Origin of the sequence: Pseudomonas sp. ICMP 10191 (genome assembly GCF_001467335.1) — a bacterium.
Lineage (GTDB): Bacteria > Pseudomonadota > Gammaproteobacteria > Pseudomonadales > Pseudomonadaceae > Aquipseudomonas > Aquipseudomonas cerasi.
Map to the genome: position 1 here is coordinate 24,951 of NZ_LKGW01000109.1, position 17,672 is coordinate 42,622.

Annotated in this window: 17 protein-coding genes and 1 pseudogene; 11 read left to right on the plus strand and 7 right to left on the minus strand. The window is 60.8% G+C overall.

Annotation, left to right across the window (positions count from 1 at the left end; genetic code table 11):
* Positions 1–434: 434 nt before the first annotated feature.
* From AO388_RS13445 to minC, 4 genes are all read right to left on the minus strand, one after another.
* Positions 435–1,070, minus strand: coding sequence for an RluA family pseudouridine synthase (locus AO388_RS13445; RefSeq protein ID WP_058416596.1), 636 nt, complete (start codon positions 1,068–1,070; stop codon positions 435–437).
* A gap of 90 nt (positions 1,071–1,160) precedes the next feature.
* Positions 1,161–1,415 (minus strand): cell division topological specificity factor MinE, encoded by a 255-nt coding sequence (gene minE, locus AO388_RS13450; RefSeq protein WP_003317453.1) that lies wholly within the window; start codon positions 1,413–1,415, stop codon positions 1,161–1,163.
* On the minus strand, positions 1,415–2,227 hold the full coding sequence (gene minD / locus AO388_RS13455) for a septum site-determining protein MinD (RefSeq protein ID WP_003317454.1): 813 nt from the start codon (positions 2,225–2,227) through the stop codon (positions 1,415–1,417). Before minD ends, minE begins: the two co-directional genes overlap by 1 nt.
* A 231-nt stretch (positions 2,228–2,458) precedes the next feature.
* Complete coding sequence (minC, locus tag AO388_RS13460) at positions 2,459–3,199, minus strand: septum site-determining protein MinC (protein WP_003368369.1); 741 nt, start codon at positions 3,197–3,199, stop codon at positions 2,459–2,461.
* 120 nt (positions 3,200–3,319) lie between these two features.
* Between minC and AO388_RS13465 the strand changes: the two genes are divergently transcribed.
* Entirely contained in the window at positions 3,320–4,252 is a 933-nt protein-coding gene (locus tag AO388_RS13465; protein ID WP_003430968.1) for a lipid A biosynthesis lauroyl acyltransferase, read from the plus strand.
* Positions 4,253–4,284: 32 nt separating this feature from the next.
* Positions 4,285–5,466, plus strand: coding sequence for a patatin-like phospholipase family protein (locus AO388_RS13470; RefSeq protein ID WP_054080800.1), 1,182 nt, complete (start codon positions 4,285–4,287; stop codon positions 5,464–5,466).
* Between the two features lie 67 nt (positions 5,467–5,533).
* Here the strand turns inward: AO388_RS13470 and AO388_RS13475 are convergent, their stop codons facing one another.
* From AO388_RS13475 to AO388_RS13485, 3 genes are all read right to left on the minus strand, one after another.
* Positions 5,534–6,388, minus strand: coding sequence for a pirin family protein (locus tag AO388_RS13475; RefSeq protein ID WP_003368372.1), 855 nt, complete (start codon positions 6,386–6,388; stop codon positions 5,534–5,536).
* 190 nt (positions 6,389–6,578) lie between these two features.
* The gene (locus AO388_RS13480; RefSeq protein ID WP_003317460.1) at positions 6,579–6,989 is read right to left on the minus strand and encodes a PA2817 family protein; all 411 of its coding nucleotides are present in this window, start codon (positions 6,987–6,989) and stop codon (positions 6,579–6,581) included.
* Positions 6,990–7,065: 76 nt separating this feature from the next.
* Entirely contained in the window at positions 7,066–9,513 is a 2,448-nt protein-coding gene (locus tag AO388_RS13485; protein ID WP_058416597.1) for an acyl-CoA dehydrogenase, read from the minus strand.
* Positions 9,514–9,673: 160 nt separating this feature from the next.
* On the opposite strand from AO388_RS13485, the gene AO388_RS13490 reads away from it, so the two are divergent.
* The 9 genes and pseudogenes from AO388_RS13490 to kdsB all read left to right on the plus strand — a co-directional run bounded on the left by AO388_RS13490 (position 9,674) and on the right by kdsB (position 17,666).
* The gene (locus AO388_RS13490; RefSeq protein WP_003368376.1) at positions 9,674–10,297 is read left to right on the plus strand and encodes a glutathione S-transferase; all 624 of its coding nucleotides are present in this window, start codon (positions 9,674–9,676) and stop codon (positions 10,295–10,297) included.
* 183 nt (positions 10,298–10,480) lie between these two features.
* On the plus strand, positions 10,481–11,398 hold the full coding sequence (locus AO388_RS13495) for an ABC transporter ATP-binding protein (RefSeq protein ID WP_058416607.1): 918 nt from the start codon (positions 10,481–10,483) through the stop codon (positions 11,396–11,398).
* Positions 11,395–12,180: pseudogene (locus AO388_RS13500) on the plus strand (ABC transporter permease); the annotation flags it as partial. The gene AO388_RS13495 and the pseudogene AO388_RS13500, both read left to right, overlap by 4 nt.
* A 123-nt stretch (positions 12,181–12,303) precedes the next feature.
* On the plus strand, positions 12,304–14,520 hold the full coding sequence (locus AO388_RS13505) for a DNA internalization-related competence protein ComEC/Rec2 (RefSeq protein ID WP_058416598.1): 2,217 nt from the start codon (positions 12,304–12,306) through the stop codon (positions 14,518–14,520).
* Positions 14,521–14,601: 81 nt separating this feature from the next.
* Positions 14,602–15,279: a MotA/TolQ/ExbB proton channel family protein gene (locus AO388_RS13510; protein ID WP_003430973.1), complete on the plus strand. Its 678-nt coding sequence runs from the start codon at positions 14,602–14,604 to the stop codon at positions 15,277–15,279.
* A complete protein-coding gene (locus AO388_RS13515; RefSeq protein ID WP_003317468.1) occupies positions 15,276–15,707 on the plus strand; it encodes an ExbD/TolR family protein in 432 nt (143 codons plus the stop codon). Before AO388_RS13510 ends, AO388_RS13515 begins: the two co-directional genes overlap by 4 nt.
* Entirely contained in the window at positions 15,707–16,702 is a 996-nt protein-coding gene (lpxK, locus tag AO388_RS13520) for a tetraacyldisaccharide 4'-kinase (protein ID WP_058416599.1), read from the plus strand. The genes AO388_RS13515 and lpxK overlap by 1 nt, the downstream gene beginning before the upstream one ends.
* A 17-nt stretch (positions 16,703–16,719) precedes the next feature.
* Positions 16,720–16,905, plus strand: a complete 186-nt coding sequence (locus AO388_RS13525; protein ID WP_002552679.1) for a Trm112 family protein — start codon at positions 16,720–16,722, stop codon at positions 16,903–16,905.
* Positions 16,902–17,666, plus strand: coding sequence for a 3-deoxy-manno-octulosonate cytidylyltransferase (kdsB, locus tag AO388_RS13530; protein WP_003317470.1), 765 nt, complete (start codon positions 16,902–16,904; stop codon positions 17,664–17,666). Before AO388_RS13525 ends, kdsB begins: the two co-directional genes overlap by 4 nt.
* Positions 17,667–17,672: the final 6 nt, after the last annotated feature.

The window sequence follows — 17,672 nt, forward strand, 5'->3', positions numbered from 1 at the left end:
TGCCTACGCGGAGCGCAGGCACGATAGTCTAAGCTGACGCACAGCGCCGAGAGTAAAAGCGCTTTTCAACCGCGGTGGCACTGACGACGCAGAGTGCGACGTTAGTGACGGCTGAGTCCTGGCGCTGATCCGGGGGTAGCCTGGCAGGACGCCAGGTCCGTTGCGGCGACCCCCGGATCAGTGACAGGGCGAAGGAACCCGACGAAGTCGGGCCGGAAACAGGAGCGGGGGGCTTTGGTTACTTTGGCCCCATCAAAGTAACTCGCCGAGGGGCGAAAAGGTGACCTGAGTCGACCCTAAATCCACCTGAAGTCGCAGAACCGCTGTGTGACGCGGAGCGTCACGAACGGCATTACCACGCGGGGCGTGGGAACGATAGTCAGAGCAGCTGTATGACGCGGAGCATCTGCACGATATTCAGCGTGTCATTCAGATCAGAACGGCGCGGTGCACTCGAAGGTCAATCGCTCGCCGGTCCCCGGATGGGTAAAGCTCAGCATGCTCGCATGCAGACACAGACGCGGATACGCCGCCAGCGCTTCCGGATGCGCGTACAGACCATCACCCAACAGCGGATGCCCGATCGACAGCATGTGCACACGCAACTGATGCGAGCGGCCAGTGATCGGCGTGAGGTCGACGCGACAGTAAGTGTCATGCCGCTCGACAACCTTCCAGAATGTCAGCGCGTGTTTGCCACCCTCGTGGTCCACCACATGCCGGGGCTTGGTGGGCGGGTCATAGCGCAATGGCAGATCGATACTGCCGCTGTCCAGGGACGGTTGGCCCCAACACAGTGCGGTGTAGGCTTTCTCGGTTTCGCGGTCATGAAACTGACGCGACAGCTCTCGATGCGTATCGGCATCACGGGCCAGCAGAATGATGCCCGAGGTTTCCCAGTCCAGGCGATGGACGATACGCGCTTCGGGGTAACCGTTTTCCTGCAGGCGGGTAATCAGGCAATCCTTGTTATCGTCGGCACGGCCGGGAACGGAAAGCAGCAGGGTAGGCTTATCGATCACCAGAACGGCGGCGTCCTGATGAATGATGCGGATGTTCGACAACGGCATGCAACGGCCTCGAAACGCTAGAAACGCCAACGGCGGCAAGGGCGCAGCTTCCGTAGAAGTGCGCCGATACCGCCGCGAGCGACTGCCTGATCAGCGATCGGGCAGGGTGATATTGAGTTCCAGAATCGAACAGCTGCCCTGGCTTTCCAGAGCGACCTGTACCTGGTCAGACTCGATATTGACGTATTTACGGATCACTTCCACCAGCTCTTTCTGCAGCGCAGGAAGGTAGTCCGGGGTACTGCGTTGGCCGCGTTCGTGAGCAACGATGATCTGTAGACGCTCTTTCGCGACCGAGGCCGTGCTTCCTTTTTTGCGGTCACGAAAGAAGTCAAAAATATTCATTAATTACCCCCGAACAGGCGTTCAAAGAATCCTTTCTTATGCACATCCAGAAACCGGTGCTCAAGTGTTTTGCCCAGCAGGCGGTCAACCGCATCGCTGTAGGCCTGACCCGCATCGCTCTGGTCATCGAGAATGACCGGCACGCCCTGGTTGGAGGCTTTCAGTACAGCCTGGGATTCGGGGATCACGCCGAGCAGGGTAACGGCAAGGATTTCCTTGACGTCTTCCACGCCGAGCATTTCGCCCTTGCTGACGCGCTCAGGGTTGTAGCGGGTCAGCAGCAAGTGTTCCTTGATCGGGTCTTCGCCACGTTCGGCGCGACGCGATTTGCTGGCCAGCAGGCCCAGCATGCGGTCGGAGTCACGTACCGACGAGACTTCAGGGTTGGTCACGACGATGGCTTCGTCGGCGAAGTACATGGCCAGGTGAGCACCGGTTTCGATACCGGCCGGCGAATCGCAGACGATGTATTCGAAGGATTCCTTCAGCTCCATGAGGACTTTTTCAACGCCCTCCTTGGTCAGTGCTTCCTTGTCACGGGTCTGGCTGGCGGCCAGCACGAACAGGCCTTCGATCTTCTTGTCCTTGATCAGCGCCTGTTGCAGGTTGGCTTCGCCATTGACCACGTTGACGAAGTCATACACGACACGACGTTCGCAACCCATGATCAGGTCGAGGTTACGCAGGCCGACGTCGAAGTCGACGATGACTGTCTTGTGGCCGCGCAGTGCGAGACCGGTACCGATGGCGGCGCTGGTGGTGGTCTTGCCCACACCACCCTTGCCGGATGTAACAACGAGAATCTTGGCCAAGGTGTATCACCCCTAGAGGAAAAGGACATTGAGTCCCTGAAAGGCATCTCCTGGCGCCGCGCCCGCCGAAGCATTCTGGAAATCCTGGGGTCTGATTCCGGAAAGCTAGCACTAAGCTATTACTTTCGACTCATATACCCGCTGAAAAGCAGTGCTTTTCAGAACTTCCTGCCGCCTTCACGACAATTTCGCGACGAATCAGAGATGCTTTGAAAATTGCGGCAGTATCCGTTAAAGACGAATGATGTTCAACACATCACCTGACAAGCTGATCTGGACCGGCGAGCCCCATAACGGGTCCCTGCGCAAGTCCTCGGACACCTTGTATTGCCCGGCAATCGAAATCAGCTCGGCACTCAACTGCTGACAGAAGATCCGTGCCTTGGTATCGCCCTTTATTCCCGCCAGTGCCCTGCCACGCATCGGGCCGTAGACATGGATGTTTCCATCGGCGAGAAGTTCCGCACCGGGACTGACCGGCGCGACTACCACCAGGTCGCCGCCCTGGGCGTAGATCTGCTGACCGCCGCGTACCGGAGCGGTTATCACGCGGGTCGGCTTGATCAGTGGCTCTGGCGGTTTTTCCGGGATTTTTTTCGGTGCTTCGGCCTCGACCGGGTCGATCACGCGCTCACGTGCGCCGGACGGCGGCAGCACCGGGAGGTCGACGGCAATCGCCGCGGCAATGTCTTCGATACGGTTGGCGCGGATCGCCAGGGTGCGCAGGCCATGCTGGCGACAGATACGCACCAGACCCGGTAGATCCACCGGGCCTTCGTTGGGTGCGAGTTTGTCCAGAGCCAGGATCAGCGGCGTATTGCTGAAGAAGTTGGGGGCTTGTGCCACCTTGGCCGCCAACTGCCTGTCGAGCGCTTCAAGGTTGGTTCGGGCCAGCTCCATCACGGTGATGGCGAGCATGCTGCCCTTGAGCTGAAATACAGGTTCCGGGTTTTGCGATTCAATCTGGCTCATGGTTGATATACACAACAGCTTGTCGCTAAAAGTGCCGAGACTTATAGCGAGAACGCCCGCGAGCCGCAAGCGGCCAGAACCGTTGTAGAATGCGCGGCCTTTGTTCTGACGGAAGCCCAAATGGATCGCCCGCGTCTTAAAGCCAGTTTCCTTCACCCCCGTTTCTGGCCGCTATGGCTGGGGCTGGGGCTCTTGTGGCTGATTGTTCAATTGCCATTTCGCGTTCTGCTGGTCATCGGTCGGGCACTGGGCGCCATCATGTACCGTGTGGCCACTGATCGAAAAAAAATCGCGTCACGCAATCTGGAGCTGTGCTTCCCGCATTTGTCCGCGGCCGAGCGCAAGCGTCTGCTCAAGGAAAACTTCGCCTCCACCGGGATTGCCTTCTTCGAGATGGCCATGAGCTGGTGGTGGTCGAAAAAACGTCTGGCCAGGCTTGCCCACGTCGAAGGGCTCGAGCATTTGCAGAGTGCCCAGGAAAAAGGCGAGGGCGTGATTCTGATGGCGCTGCATTTCACCACGCTGGAAATCGGCGCGGCACTGCTGGGCCAGCAGCACACCATTGACGGCATGTATCGCGAACACAAGAGCCCGTTGTTCGACTTCGTCCAGCGTCGCGGACGCGAGCGCCATAACCTTGATTCACTGGCTGTCGAGCGCGATGACGTACGCGGCATGCTCAAGTTGCTGCGCGCCGGTCGGGCGATCTGGTACGCGCCGGATCAGGACTATGGCGCCAAACAGAGCATTTTTGTGCCGCTGTTCGGCATCCAGGCCGCGACCGTGACCGCCACCAGCAAATTCGCCCGCCTGGGCCGTGCGCAGGTTGTGCCCTTCACTCAGCGGCGTCTGGCAGACGGTAGCGGTTACCGGCTGGTGATTCATCCGCCGCTGGACAACTTTCCGGGTGAGAGCGACGAAGCCGATTGCCTGCGCATCAATCAATGGGTGGAAAAAGCCGTCACTGAATGCCCGGAACAATATCTTTGGGCCCATCGACGCTTTAAAAGTCGACCAGCCGGTGAACAGAAGCTATATGAGAAGCATAGATAAAAAGCGTCGTTGATCACCGAGGTCAGTCGTAGATGCAGGATCGCGCAGTAACGAGCAGTGCAGTAAGTGGTGTCGAGCCTGTAACCGGGCTGATTTTATCGGGTGGCGGGGCGCGTGCGGCCTATCAGGTCGGCGTACTGGCAGGCATTGCCGACCTGCTGCCGCCCGGTTCGCCCAATCCCTTTCCGGTCATCGTCGGTACGTCGGCTGGCGCGATCAATGCCGTCAAGCTGGCCAGTGGCGCGCTGCATTTTCGGATTGCCATCCATCAATTGACCGAATTCTGGCAGTCATTTCGCAGCCATCAGGTGCTGCGCAGCGACTGGTCCGGGGTGATTCATCAGGCCAGCCGTTTTTTCGGTCGCAGTCTGCTGGGGTTTGGACGAAACATCCCGGTTGCCTTGCTCAACAGTTCGCCCCTGCGTGATCTGCTCAATGAGCGGCTGGATCTGTCCGGAATCGAAGCCGCCATCGACGCTCATCATTTGCGTGCAGTGGCGGTGACTGCCTTCGGTTACGAATCGGGTCAGGCGGTCACGTTTTATCAGGGCCGCGGTACGATCGAACCCTGGCTGCGCCATCGCCGTATCGGCCGTCCGACGCAATTGACCGTGGATCACTTGCTCGCCAGTTCAGCCATTCCCTTGCTGTTCGCCCCCGTGATGCTCGACGAGGAATACTTTGGCGACGGGGCCGTGCGTCAGTCGGCACCGATCAGCCCGGCGCTGCACCTGGGCGCCAATCGTGTTCTGGTGGTCGGCGTGAGCGGCAACCCGCGCGGCCTTAAAGCCGAAAGACCGGCACCCCGCGCGCCACGCGGCGCTCAGCCAAGCCTGGCGCAGATCAGCGGCCACATGCTCAACAGCACGTTCATCGACAACCTGGAAAGCGATATCGAGCTGCTCGAACGCTTGAACACCGCCAGTGCGTTGCTGCCCGAGGATCAGGTCAGGCAGCCGGGCATGGAGCCGGTGGAAGTGCTGGTGATTTCGCCGAGCCGTCCGCTGGATGAGATTGCGGCCCGCCACCGCCGCGAATTGCCCCCCGCACTGCGCACGTTCCTGCGCGGGCCGGGTGCGACCAAGAGCAGCGGCGCCAGTGTGCTGAGCTATCTGCTGTTCGAGTCAGGTTATTGCAGCGAATTGATCGAACTGGGGCGTCACGACGCGATTGCTCAGGGTGCCGAACTGAAGCGCTTTCTGCGTCTGGAATAACTCGGCGAGACAGAGGCGGGGCCTCTGTCTCTTGATCAGCGTGCGCAGGGCTCAGTGAGCGAAGTTGTCACGCCGTCAGACGATCTTCCCGGAAGTCACGAATCGCCTGCTCGATCTCTTCCTTGGTGTTCATCACAAAGGGGCCGTACTGCACGATCGGTTCACGCAGGGGCTTGCCTGCAATCAGCAACAGCCGCGCACCAGCGGCGCTGCTGATCTGCACCTCACCGATGTCGGACAGGCGTGCCATTTGGCGTTTACCGATCGGCTGGGTGCTGCCTTCCAGCTCGACACTGCCTTCATAGACGTACAGCAGCACAAGGTGCCCTTCGGGTACGTGCGGGCTGATACGGCTGCCGGCAGGCATATCAAAGTCAAAGTACAACGGCTCGGTGTCCGGACGCTGTACTGCCCCGGCCTGGCGAACCTGGCCATCGTCGAAATGCCCGGCCAATACCACCACTTGTACACCGGCCTGGGTGGTGACACTCGGAACGTTTTCCGGCTGGATGTCCTGGTAGCTGGCATCGCTCAGCTTGTTCTTGCCCGGCAGGTTCAGCCAGAGCTGAAAGCCGCGCATGGTGCCTTCTTCCTGTTCAGGCATTTCGCTGTGAATGATCCCGCGTGCCGCCGTCATCCACTGCACACCGCCGCTCTGCAGAAGGCCGACATTGCCCATATGGTCTTCATGACGCATACGGCCTTCAAGCATGTAGGTCACCGTTTCGAAGCCACGGTGCGGGTGAGGTGGAAAACCGGCGATGTAGTCATCCGGCTTGTCTGACCCGAACTCGTCCAGCATCAGAAACGGATCGAACTGCTCCACGCCACGTCCGCCGAAGACGCGCGTCAGCTTGACGCCCGCGCCATCGGACGCTGGTTGACCCGCTTGAATGGACAGGACTTTACGAAATTGAGTCATGGGAGACAGAGCACTCCTTATCAGGTGATACGAAGTGTCATGGTATGCCTGTCCATTCGATAAATTTATTCGAATGCCGGGACAGAATGATCGTATTGGTCGATAGGTTGCGCTGCATGACGCAGTGGCGCGGAGTGACAGGCAGCCTGCCCGGAATGATCTCCGGGGCAGGCTTGAAGCCAGAGGATGCTCAGTGCTTGCTGCCCTGTGTCGACATGCTCAGCAGCTGTTTCTCCTGATTCCAGTCGAACGGTTCCTCGTTCTGCTCCGCTTCGTAGCGGCGTTCTTCCAGCGCCTGATACAGCTCGATTTCATCATCCGGCATGAAGTGCAGGCAGTCACCGGCGAAGAACCACAGCAGGTCGCGCGGTACCAGATGCGCGATTTGCGGGTAGCGCTGGATGACCTGGCAGAGGATGTCCTGACCCAGGTACTGGCTTTCGATGGGGTCCTGCGGCAACAGCTCGACCAGTTCGTCGAAACGCTCCATGAACAGCGCGTGGCTTTCTTCCGGAACCTGCTCGGCCTCGCCCAGCGCGACCAGAATGCTGCGCAGGTGTGCCAGCAGGCCAAGTTGGTGATCGAGAGTGGCGTCGGCCATTGGGTAATCCTCAAATGCAAAAACAGGCGCGAGAGTATAAAGCTCTACGCGCCTGCTGTGTGGTGCGACCTGACTATCAGCGAATCTTGCCGGCTGCCAGGGTCAGTTCTTCCTTGTCGAAATCATCCACATCAATCACCTTGCGGCGGGCTGCCTCGGCGGTACGCAGGGTTTGCGCTTCGTCGGCCTGCAACACACCGATGCGCAGCGCGGCGTCGATGACAGGCTCGCCAGCGTCCGGCTTGACCTGACCACTCTTGATTGCCACTTGCAGCTTCTTGTGCAGCGGATACGCAGCGCTGAGCAGGTCGATGGCGTGTTGCAGCGCGCCGACCGGATCGTCTGCCGATTGCGGGCGGTAGCAGCCTGCCAGCAACTCTTCCAGCGTCGGATCGCCCTTGGCGCGGCCCAGCACCTGGGCAACTTCCGCATCAAGCTTGTCCGATGGCCCCTTGTGCCGACGACCGAACGGGAACACTACGGCACGCAGCACCCCACCCAGTATGCGGTTGGGGAAGTTGCTGAGGATCTCGTCCATCGCACGTTCCGAATGCCCCAGGCTTTCTTCCATGGCCCAGCGGAACAACGGGCTCATATGGTCCGGCGAACCGAGGTCGTGATAACGCTTGAGCGCTGCCGAGGCCAGGTACATATGGCTGAGCACGTCACCCAGGCGGGCCGAAAGGCGTTCGCGGCGTTTCAATTCGCCACCCAGCAGCATCATGCTCAAGTCGGCGAGCATCGCGAACGCTGCTGCCTGACGGTTGAGCGCGCGGAAATAGCCCTGACTCAAGCCGTTACCCGGCGCTCTTTCGAAATGACCGAAGCCCAGGTTGAGGATGAAGGTGCTGGCGGCATTGCTCACCGCAAAACCGATGTGTTTGAGCAGCAGGCTGTCAAACTCGATCAGCGCCTGCTGCTTGTCTTCGCGCCCGGCGAGGGCCATTTCCTTGAGCACGAAGGGATGGCAGCGAATCGCGCCCTGGCCGAAAATCATCAGGTTGCGCGAGAGGATGTTGGCGCCCTCGACCGTGATGAATATCGGCGCACCTTGCCAGTTGCGACCCAGATAGTTGTTCGGGCCCATGATGATGCCCTTGCCGCCATGCACGTCCATGGCGTGACCGATACACTCGCGACCGCGCTCGGTCAGGTGATACTTGAGGATTGCAGAGAGCACCGAAGGCTTCTCGCCCAAGTCGACCGCATTGGCGGTCAGCATGCGCGCGCTGTCCATCAGCCAGGCATTGCCACCGATACGCGCCAGCGCTTCCTGGATGCCTTCGAACGCCGAGATAGGCACGTTGAATTGCTCACGCACCTTCGCGTACTGGCCAGTGACCAGGCTGGTGTACTTGGCTGCGCCGGTGCCAACTGCCGGCAGCGAGATCGAACGACCCACCGACAGGCAGTTCATCAGCATCATCCAGCCTTTGCCCAGCATCGGCTGACCACCGATCAGGTAGCTCAGCGGGATGAACACGTCCTTGCCCGAGTTGGGGCCGTTCATGAACGCTGCGCCCAATGGCAGGTGACGGCGGCCGATTTCCACGCCGGGCGTGTCGGTCGGAATCAGCGCCAGGCTGATGCCCAGATCTTCTTTTTCGCCGAGCAGGTGCTCAGGGTCGTGGGCCTTGAAGGCCAGACCCAGCAGGGTGGCGACCGGGCCGAGGGTGATGTAGCGTTTTTCCCAGGTCAGGCGCAGACCGATGACTTCTTCGCCCTGCCACTGACCCTTGCAGATGATCCCGGTGTCGGTCATCGCGCCTGCATCGGAACCGGCCAGCGGACCGGTCAGCGCGAAGCAGGGGATGTCTTCACCGCGTGCCAGACGTGGCAGGTAATGATTGCGTTGCTCGTCGGTGCCGTAATGCAGCAGCAATTCTGCCGGGCCGAGGGAGTTGGGCACCATCACCGTGGACGCCAGGTCGCCGCTGCGGGTGGCCAGCTTCATGGCTACCTGGGAGTGGGCGTAGGCGGAGAAGCCCTTGCCACCGAATTCCTTGGGAATGATCAGCGCGAAAAAGCCGTGCGCCTTCATGTGCGCCCAGGCTTCAGGCGGCAGGTCCATGGCCTGGCCGATTTCCCAGTCGCTGACCATCGCGCAGAGTTCTTCGGTCGGCCCGTCGATAAAGGCCTGTTCCTCTTCGGTCAGTTGGACTTTCGGGTAGGCCAGCAGCTTGTCCCAGTCCGGGCGCCCGCTGAACAGCTCGCCATCCCACCAGACCGTGCCGGCATCGATCGCATCACGCTCGGTTTGCGACATCGGCGGCAGGACTTTTTGAAACCAGCTGAACATCGGCGCAGTGAAATGCTTGCGGCGAAGATCGGGCAGCATTACCGGTATGAACACTGCCAGCCAGAGCAACCAGAACACCGTCAGCAGCCATCCTGGCGCGTGACTGAAAATGCCCATGGCCAGCAGGTAGACAGCTACCACGCCAAGCGCCGGGAGCGGGGCGGTTCGCCGATGAGCCAGCCAGGCAATGCCGACGACCAGCACAGCAATCCACAACAACAGCATAAGTATTCCTCCGTGATGACCGCCACTGTGGCGGCGATCAAACTGGTCGCCGGGCAGTGGTGAGGCGACATCGATAGTGACCCCTGGTTGACGAGGAAGTTGCCGCCGCTTCGGGGTAGACTGTGAGCCTTTATTTATCAGCGACTGCGAGGGGAACGCAATGCTCAAGATCTGGGGACGGAAGAATTCCAGCAATGTGCGCAAGGCACTCTGGATTGCCGAGGAAGTGGGCGTACCCTACGAGACGCAGGACGCCGGTGGTGCATTCGGTCTGGTCAACGAAGCGGCCTATCGCGCGAAAAACCCCAACGGCCGGATTCCGATGATCGAAGACGGCGACTTCGTGATGTGGGAGTCCAACGCCATCGTGCGCTATCTGGCCGCCCGCCATGCCCCCGATTCTGATTTATACCCCGCAGATCTGCAGGCCCGTGCCAACGCAGACAAGTGGATGGACTGGACCACCTCGACCATCGCCGCGCCGTTCAGCCCGGTGTTCTGGGGGGTAATACGCACGCCCGCCGATAAACAGGACTGGCCGGCCATCGAGCAAGGCATCAAGACGCTGCACAGCCTGCTGCTGGTGGCCGACGAGGCGCTGTCGCGACAGCCCTATCTGTCTGGCGATGCGTTCGGCATGGGTGATATTCCCTTGGGATGCTTCGCCTACGGCTGGTTTGAAATGCCGATTGAACGTCCGCCGCTGCCTCACCTCCAAGCCTGGTATGAGCGTCTCAAGACTCGCCCGGCTTATCGCAAGGCGGTCATGACCCCTTTAACCTGAGCATGTGATGTGAACAGGTGATAGGGCTGGTCGGGCGCATGTCCGGCGCTCGATATTTACTATTAACAGATGTGTCTGTACTTGAACGGCGCAGCCAAGCACCATTGCGCGGCTGGGTCGTCACGGCAGGCGGCTGGTGACAGTCATCTTCAATTCCTTTTTCTGATGAGTACCTTTCCCGATATGTCTTCCGCTCTGTCCATTCGGCAGCTAACCAAAACCTACGGCAACGGTTTCCAGGCCTTGAATGGCATCGATCTGGACGTCGCCGAAGGTGATTTCTTCGCCTTGCTGGGCCCCAACGGCGCTGGCAAATCCACCACCATCGNGGTCAACAAGACCAGCGGTACGGTGAATATCTTTGGCCACGACCTGGATCGCGAGCCCGCTGCGCTCAAGCGTTGCATCGGTGTCGTGCCGCAGGAGTTCAACTTCAACCAGTTCGAGAAGACCCTGGACATCGTCGTCACTCAGGCGGGCTACTACGGCATCCCGGCGAAAATCGCCAAAGAGCGCGCCGAGCAGTACCTGACGCAGCTGGGGCTTTGGGAAAAGCGCGATGTGCCTTCTCGTTCGCTGTCCGGCGGCATGAAGCGGCGTCTGATGATCGCCCGTGCGCTGATTCACGAGCCGCGCCTGCTGATCCTCGACGAACCCACTGCAGGCGTGGACATCGAGTTGCGCCGTTCGATGTGGGCCTTTCTGACCGAGCTGAACAGCAAAGGCATCACCATCATCCTCACCACGCACTACCTGGAAGAGGCTGAACAGCTGTGCCGCAACATCGGCATCATCGACCACGGGGTGATCGTGCAGAACACCGGCATGAAGCAGCTGCTCAGCACGTTGACCGTCGAGACTTTCGTGCTCGATCTCAAGGCCTCCTGGCAGACCGCGCCACAACTGCCCGGTTTCCCTTGCCGCCTGCTCGACAGCCACACCCTGGAAGTGCAGGTCGACAAGAACGTCGGCATCACTGCGCTGTTCAGCCAGTTGGCCTTCCAGAACATCGAAGTCTTGAGCCTGCGTAATAAATCCAATCGCCTTGAGGAGTTGTTTGTGTCCCTGGTGGAAAAAAACCTCGCGAAGGTGGCGGTATGACCTTAGCCAACGGCGAGTTGCGCCCCAACCTGATTGCCCTGAAAACCATCGTTTACCGTGAAGTGCACCGCTTCATGCGGATCTGGCCGCAGACCCTGCTGCCGCCAGCCATCACCATGGTTCTGTACTTCGTCATCTTCGGTAACCTCATCGGTCGCCAGATCGGCGACATGGGCGGCTTTACCTACATGCAGTACATCGTGCCGGGGCTGATCATGATGTCGGTGATCACCAACTCCTACGGCAACGTGGTCTCGAGCTTCTTCGGTGCCAAGTTTCAGCACTCCATCGAAGAACTGATGGTCTCGCCGGTCTCGCCGCACACCATTCTGGTCGGTTACACCCTGGGCGGTGTGTTGCGTGGTCTGATGGTCGGTTTCATCGTCACCATGCTGTCGATGTTTTTCACTGACCTGCAAGTGCACCACTTGGGCGTGACCATTCTGGTGGTGGTGTTGACCGCGACGATTTTCTCTCTGCTGGGCTTCATCAACGCAGTGTTTGCACGCAACTTCGATGACATCTCGATCATTCCGACCTTCGTCCTGACCCCGCTGACCTATCTGGGTGGCGTGTTCTACTCGATCAACCTGTTGCCGCCGTTCTGGCAGACCGTGTCGCTGGCCAACCCGGTCCTGCACATGGTCAATGCCTTCCGCTACGGCATTCTGGGCGTCTCCGACATCAAGATCAGCATCGCTCTGGCGTTCATGATCGTGGCGACCTTCGTGCTGTATATCGGCTGCGCCAGGTTGCTGGTGAGCGGTCGCGGTATGCGTCAGTANCGCCAGGCTGGCGGGTCGAGCGCTGGCCGGGAGCGGCCGTTCAGATTCTGCAACACACTACCTCTTCCGACATTTCCCCGGTGCGCTGATCCTTGAGGCTTTCCGCTGCAAGGAACCGTCATGCGCACAGGGATGATCGCGCTCGCGCTCGGGCTGCTTGCCCTGCGTTTTCTACCGGCGTTGCCGCCAACCTGGCTATTGCTGTTGATGCCGATACTGGCGTTGATGCTGCTGCCGTTCCGTACCTATCCACTGGCGTTGTTCCTGCTCGGTTTCACTTGGGCCTGCGTGTCGGCGCAGTGGGCGTTGAGTGACCGGTTGGCGCCGCGTCTCGATGGTCAGACGCTGTGGGTGCAGGGCAAGGTGGTCGGTTTACCGAGTGTCGCCGAAGGTGTGGTGCGTTTCGAACTGGAAGGTGCCACGTCACGACGTGCCAGGCTGCCCGCGCGAATCAGGGTGGCCTGGTACGGCGGCCAGCCGGTGAGCAGCGGCGAGCGCTGGCGTATGGCGGTCAAACTCAAGCGACCGGCCGGGCTGGTCAATCCGGATGCTTTCGACTATGAAGCCTGGCTGCTGGCGCAGCGCATCGGTGCGACCGGCACGGTAGTGGATGGTCAGCTATTGGCACCCGCGCGTGCCGCCTGGCGCGATGCCATTCGTCAGCGCCTGCTGGCGGTCGATGCGCAGGGCCGGGAGGGTGGTCTGGCAGCGCTGGTGCTGGGCGATGGCTCAGGGCTATCGAGCACCGACTGGCAGGTGTTGCAGGATACCGGCACTGTGCATCTGCTGGTCATTTCCGGTCAGCACATCGGGTTGCTGGCCGGGGTGATTTACGCCTTGGTCGCAGGTCTGGCGCGGTGGGGGCTATGGCCGCGCTTTTTGCCCTGGCTGCCGTGGGGGTGTGCACTGGCGTTCAGCGCTGCACTGGGCTACGGACTGCTGGCCGGTTTCGAGGTGCCGGTCCGGCGCGCTTGTGTGATGGTCGCGATGGTGCTGCTGTGGCGCTTGCGTTTTCGCCATCTGGGCGTGGTCTGGCCCTTGTTGCTGTCCTTCAACACGGTGCTGATCTTCGAGCCGCTGGTGACGCTGCAGCCGGGTTTCTGGCTGTCCTTCGCAGCGGTCGGCATTCTGATCCTGATTTTCAGCGGACGTCTCGGCGCCTGGAACTGGTGGCAAAGCTGGACACGGGCGCAATGGCTGATCGCCGTCGGCTTGTTGCCGATCCTGCTGGCGCTGAACCTGCCGATCAGCCTCAGTGGGCCGTTTGCCAACTTGCTTGCCGTCCCTTGGGTCAGCGTGATCGTCCTGCCTCCGGCATTGCTCGGAACGCTGTTGCTGCCGGTCCCTGTGGTCGGGGAAGGTCTGTTGTGGCTGGCGGGCGGGGCGCTGCAGTGGCTGTTCGTGTTCCTCGACGCGGTGGCTGCCGCATTGCCGGCCTGGTTACCCAGTGCGGTGCCAATCTGGGCATGGTGGTTGAGCCTGCTCGGGGCCTTGCTCTTGTTGCTGCCCAAGGGCATGCCCGTGCGGCCGCTGGGCTGGCCGTTGCTGTTGCTGTGCGTTTTTCCGCCACTCGAATCAGTGCCTGAAGGCCAGGTAGACGTGTTGCAACTGGATGTGGGGCAGGGCCTGGCGATTCTCCTGCGCACCCGCAACCACACACTCCTGTATGACGCAGGTCCACGTTTCGGTGAGTTCGATATCGGTCAGCGCGTGGTCGTGCCCGCCATGCGCAAGGCAGGTGTCCGCCATCTCGACCTGATGTTGATCAGCCATTCCGACGCAGACCATGCCGGAGGTGCGGCGGCGGTTCATCAGGCCTTTCCGGTGAGCCGGGTGCTGGGTGGCGAGCTGGCCAGACTCGCGCCGCAACTCGATGCCCGATTGTGCGAGAGCGGTGCACGCTGGGAGTGGGATGGCGTGGTGTTTTCCACGTGGCGCTGGGAGCTGGGGCCTAATGGCAATCCAGCCTCCTGCATCCTCAGCGTCGACGCCGGGGGCGAGCGTCTGCTGCTGGCCGGCGATATCGATGTGAACGCCGAGCGCGCGGCAATCGACAGCGGGTTCGACCTTCGTGCTCACTGGTTGCAGTCGCCACATCACGGCAGCCGAACCTCGTCGTCCAAAGCGTTTCTGCGCGCCGTGGCACCGGTAGGCGTGCTGATTTCCCGTGGTCGCAACAACGCGTTCGGTCACCCGCATCCGTTGGTCATGGCGCGCTATCGAGGCCTGGGCATCGCCAGTTACGACAGTGCCGAGCTGGGCGCGGTCCGCCTGCAACTGGGGACGTTCGGAACGCCACAGGCCGAGCGCGCGCAACGGCGCTTCTGGCGTGATTGAGTGAATGGATATCGATCTCGGCGTTCGGCACTTGGCGACCCTATGGTAGAGTGGCGCCAATTTTTCGAGGGAGTGATCACTGTGTGGGAACTGGTCAAATCTGGCGGCTGGATGATGCTGCCGATTATTCTGAGCTCCATCGCCGCCGCCGGCATCATCATCGAGCGCCTGTGGACGTTGCGTGCCAGCCGTATCACGCCACCGCACCTGCTCGGGCAGGTCTGGCAGTGGATTCAGGAAAAGAAGCTGGACAGCGAAAAGCTCAAGCAGCTGCGCGCGGACTCGCCGCTGGGTGAAATCCTGGCCGCAGGTCTGGCCAATTCCAGGCATGGTCGCGAGATCATGAAGGAATGCATCGAAGAAGCCGCTGCGCGGGTCATTCATGAGCTGGAGCGCTACCTCAGCGCATTGGGCTCGATCGCTGCCATGGCGCCGCTGCTTGGTTTGCTGGGCACCGTGCTGGGCATGATCGATATCTTCGGCTCGTTCAACAGCTCCGGGGCCACCGCCAACGCCGGCGTGCTGGCAGGTGGTATTTCCAAGGCGCTGATCTGTACGGCGTCGGGTCTTATCGTCGCGATCCCGGCGATCTTCTTTCATCGCTTTCTGCAGAGCCGCGTCGATGAGCTGGTGGTCGGCATGGAGCAACAGGCCATTCGTCTGGTTGAAGTGGTGCAGGGCGACCGCGATGTCGATCTGATCGACGCCAAGATCGACCTCAAGTCGCTGGCCAGAGCGGGCGGGGGCAAGAAGAAGTGAAATTTCGCCGTCGCAGACCCCGGGAAAACATCGACATCAATCTGGTCTCTCTGATTGATGTGGTGTTCATCCTGCTGCTGTTCTTCATTGTGACGACCACCTTCACTCGCGAAACCCAGTTGCGGGTGGATCTGCCACAGGCCGTTACCGGAACGCCGGACGTAGACGCCAGCGCCAAACAGCTGGACATCGCCATCAACGCCGACGGGATTTTCTCGCTGAACAATCAGTTGTTGCCGAAAAACGACCTGGCAACGCTGATCGAAGCGCTGCAGCGCGAGTCGGGGGGCGATACCAGTCTGCCGCTGTCGATCAGTGCCGATGGCAAGACCCCGCACCAGTCGGTCATCACGGCCATGGATGCGGCGGGCAAGCTGGGCTTCAGTCACTTGCGCATGACCACTGTCGAGGCCACACCGGCTAACTGATGGCATTCACTGACCGTTTGCTCGACGCCTGGTACAAGGGCCACCCTGCGCTGGCGCTGTTGCGCCCGCTCGAAGGCCTTTACCGGCGTGTCGTAGAGCGCAAACGGGCGCGGTTTCTGGCGGGCGAGGGTGATATCTATCGCGCGCCGGTGCCGGTTATCGTGGTGGGTAATATCACCGTCGGTGGCACTGGCAAGACGCCGTTGATTCTCTGGATGATCGAGCACTGCCGCCGTCGCGGCCTGCGTGTCGGTGTGGTCAGCCGCGGTTACGGCGCCACGCCGCCAAGCCTGCCGTGGCGCGTCCTGCCTGAACAAAGTGCCAGCGAGGCAGGGGACGAGCCCCTGCTCATCGTTCAGCGCTGCGGCGTGCCACTGATGATCGATCCGGATCGCAGTCGTGCCGTACAGGCCTTGCTCGCTGCCGAACCACTGGATGTGATTCTTTCCGACGACGGCTTGCAGCATTACCGTCTGGCCCGCGACCTGGAACTGGTGCTGATCGATGCCGCCCGTGGTCTGGGCAATCGCCGTTGTCTGCCTGCCGGGCCGTTGCGCGAACCGGTCGAGCGGCTGAGCAGTGTCGACGCCTTGCTTTATAACGGCGCGACGGCTGACAGGAACGACGGCTACGCCTTCAGGCTCAAGCCATCGGCGCTGATCAATCTGCGCAGTGGCGAACGTCAGCCGGTGGATTATTTCCCGGCCGGTCAGGCGCTGCATGCGGTCGCCGGAATCGGCAATCCCCAACGTTTCTTCAATACCCTCGAAGGATTACACTGGCAACCGGTGACTCACGCGTTCGCCGACCATGCTGTCTACAGCGCCGAGGCGCTGACATTTGCACCTGCGTTGCCCTTGGTCATGACCGAGAAGGATGCGGTGAAATGCCGTGCCTTTGCCGCTGATGACTGGTGGTATCTGGCAGTGGATGCACTACCTTCCGATGCCTTTGTCGGTTGGTTCGACCAGCAACTGCTACGTCTTTCTCCATGATTGCTTCAGGATCTCCTATGGACACCAAACTACTCGATATCCTCGCTTGCCCTGTCTGCAAGGGACCATTGAAGCTCAGCGCCGACAAGACCGAGCTGATCAGCAAGGGCGCAGGTCTTGCCTATCCGGTGCGCGACGGCATCCCGGTGATGCTCGAAAGCGAAGCTCGTACCCTGAGCACCGACGAGCGGCTGGAAAAATGACCGCAGCGTTTACCGTTGTCATTCCGGCGCGCTACGGCTCCAGTCGCTTTCCGGGCAAGCCGCTGAAAACCATTGCCGGCAAACCCATGGTTCAGCTGGTCTGGGAGCAGGCGTGCAAGAGCAGCGCCGAACGTGTGGTGATTGCCACCGACGATGCGCGCATTGTCGAAGCCTGTCAGGCTTTTGGTGCCGAAGTGCTGCTGACGCGCGACGATCACAACTCCGGCACCGATCGTCTGGCTGAGGTGGCCGCGCAATTGGGCCTGGCGGCTGACGCGATTGTCGTCAATGTGCAGGGCGACGAGCCGATGATCCCGCCTGCGGTGATCGATCAGGTGGCGTCCAATCTGGCCGCCCATCCCGAAGCTGGCATGTCTACGCTGGCCGAACCTATCGACGACGTGGCCGCGTTGTTCAACCCCAACATCGTCAAGGTTGCTACGGACATCAACGGCCTGGCGCTGACGTTCAGCCGGGCTCCCTTGCCATGGGCGCGCGATGCGCTCGCAGCAAATCGTGACCAATTGCCTGCCGGTGTGCCTTATCGTCGGCATATCGGTATCTATGCCTACCGTGCGGGCTTCCTGCATGACTTCGTCAGTTGGGGGCCGTGCTGGCTGGAAAACACTGAAAGCCTGGAACAATTGCGTGCGCTGTGGAATGGCGTGCGGATTCACGTTGCCGACGCGCTTGAAGCGCCACCCGGTGGCGTTGATACGCCTGAAGACCTGGAGCGCGTAAGGCGCTTGCTGGAGGGTTGATGCGCT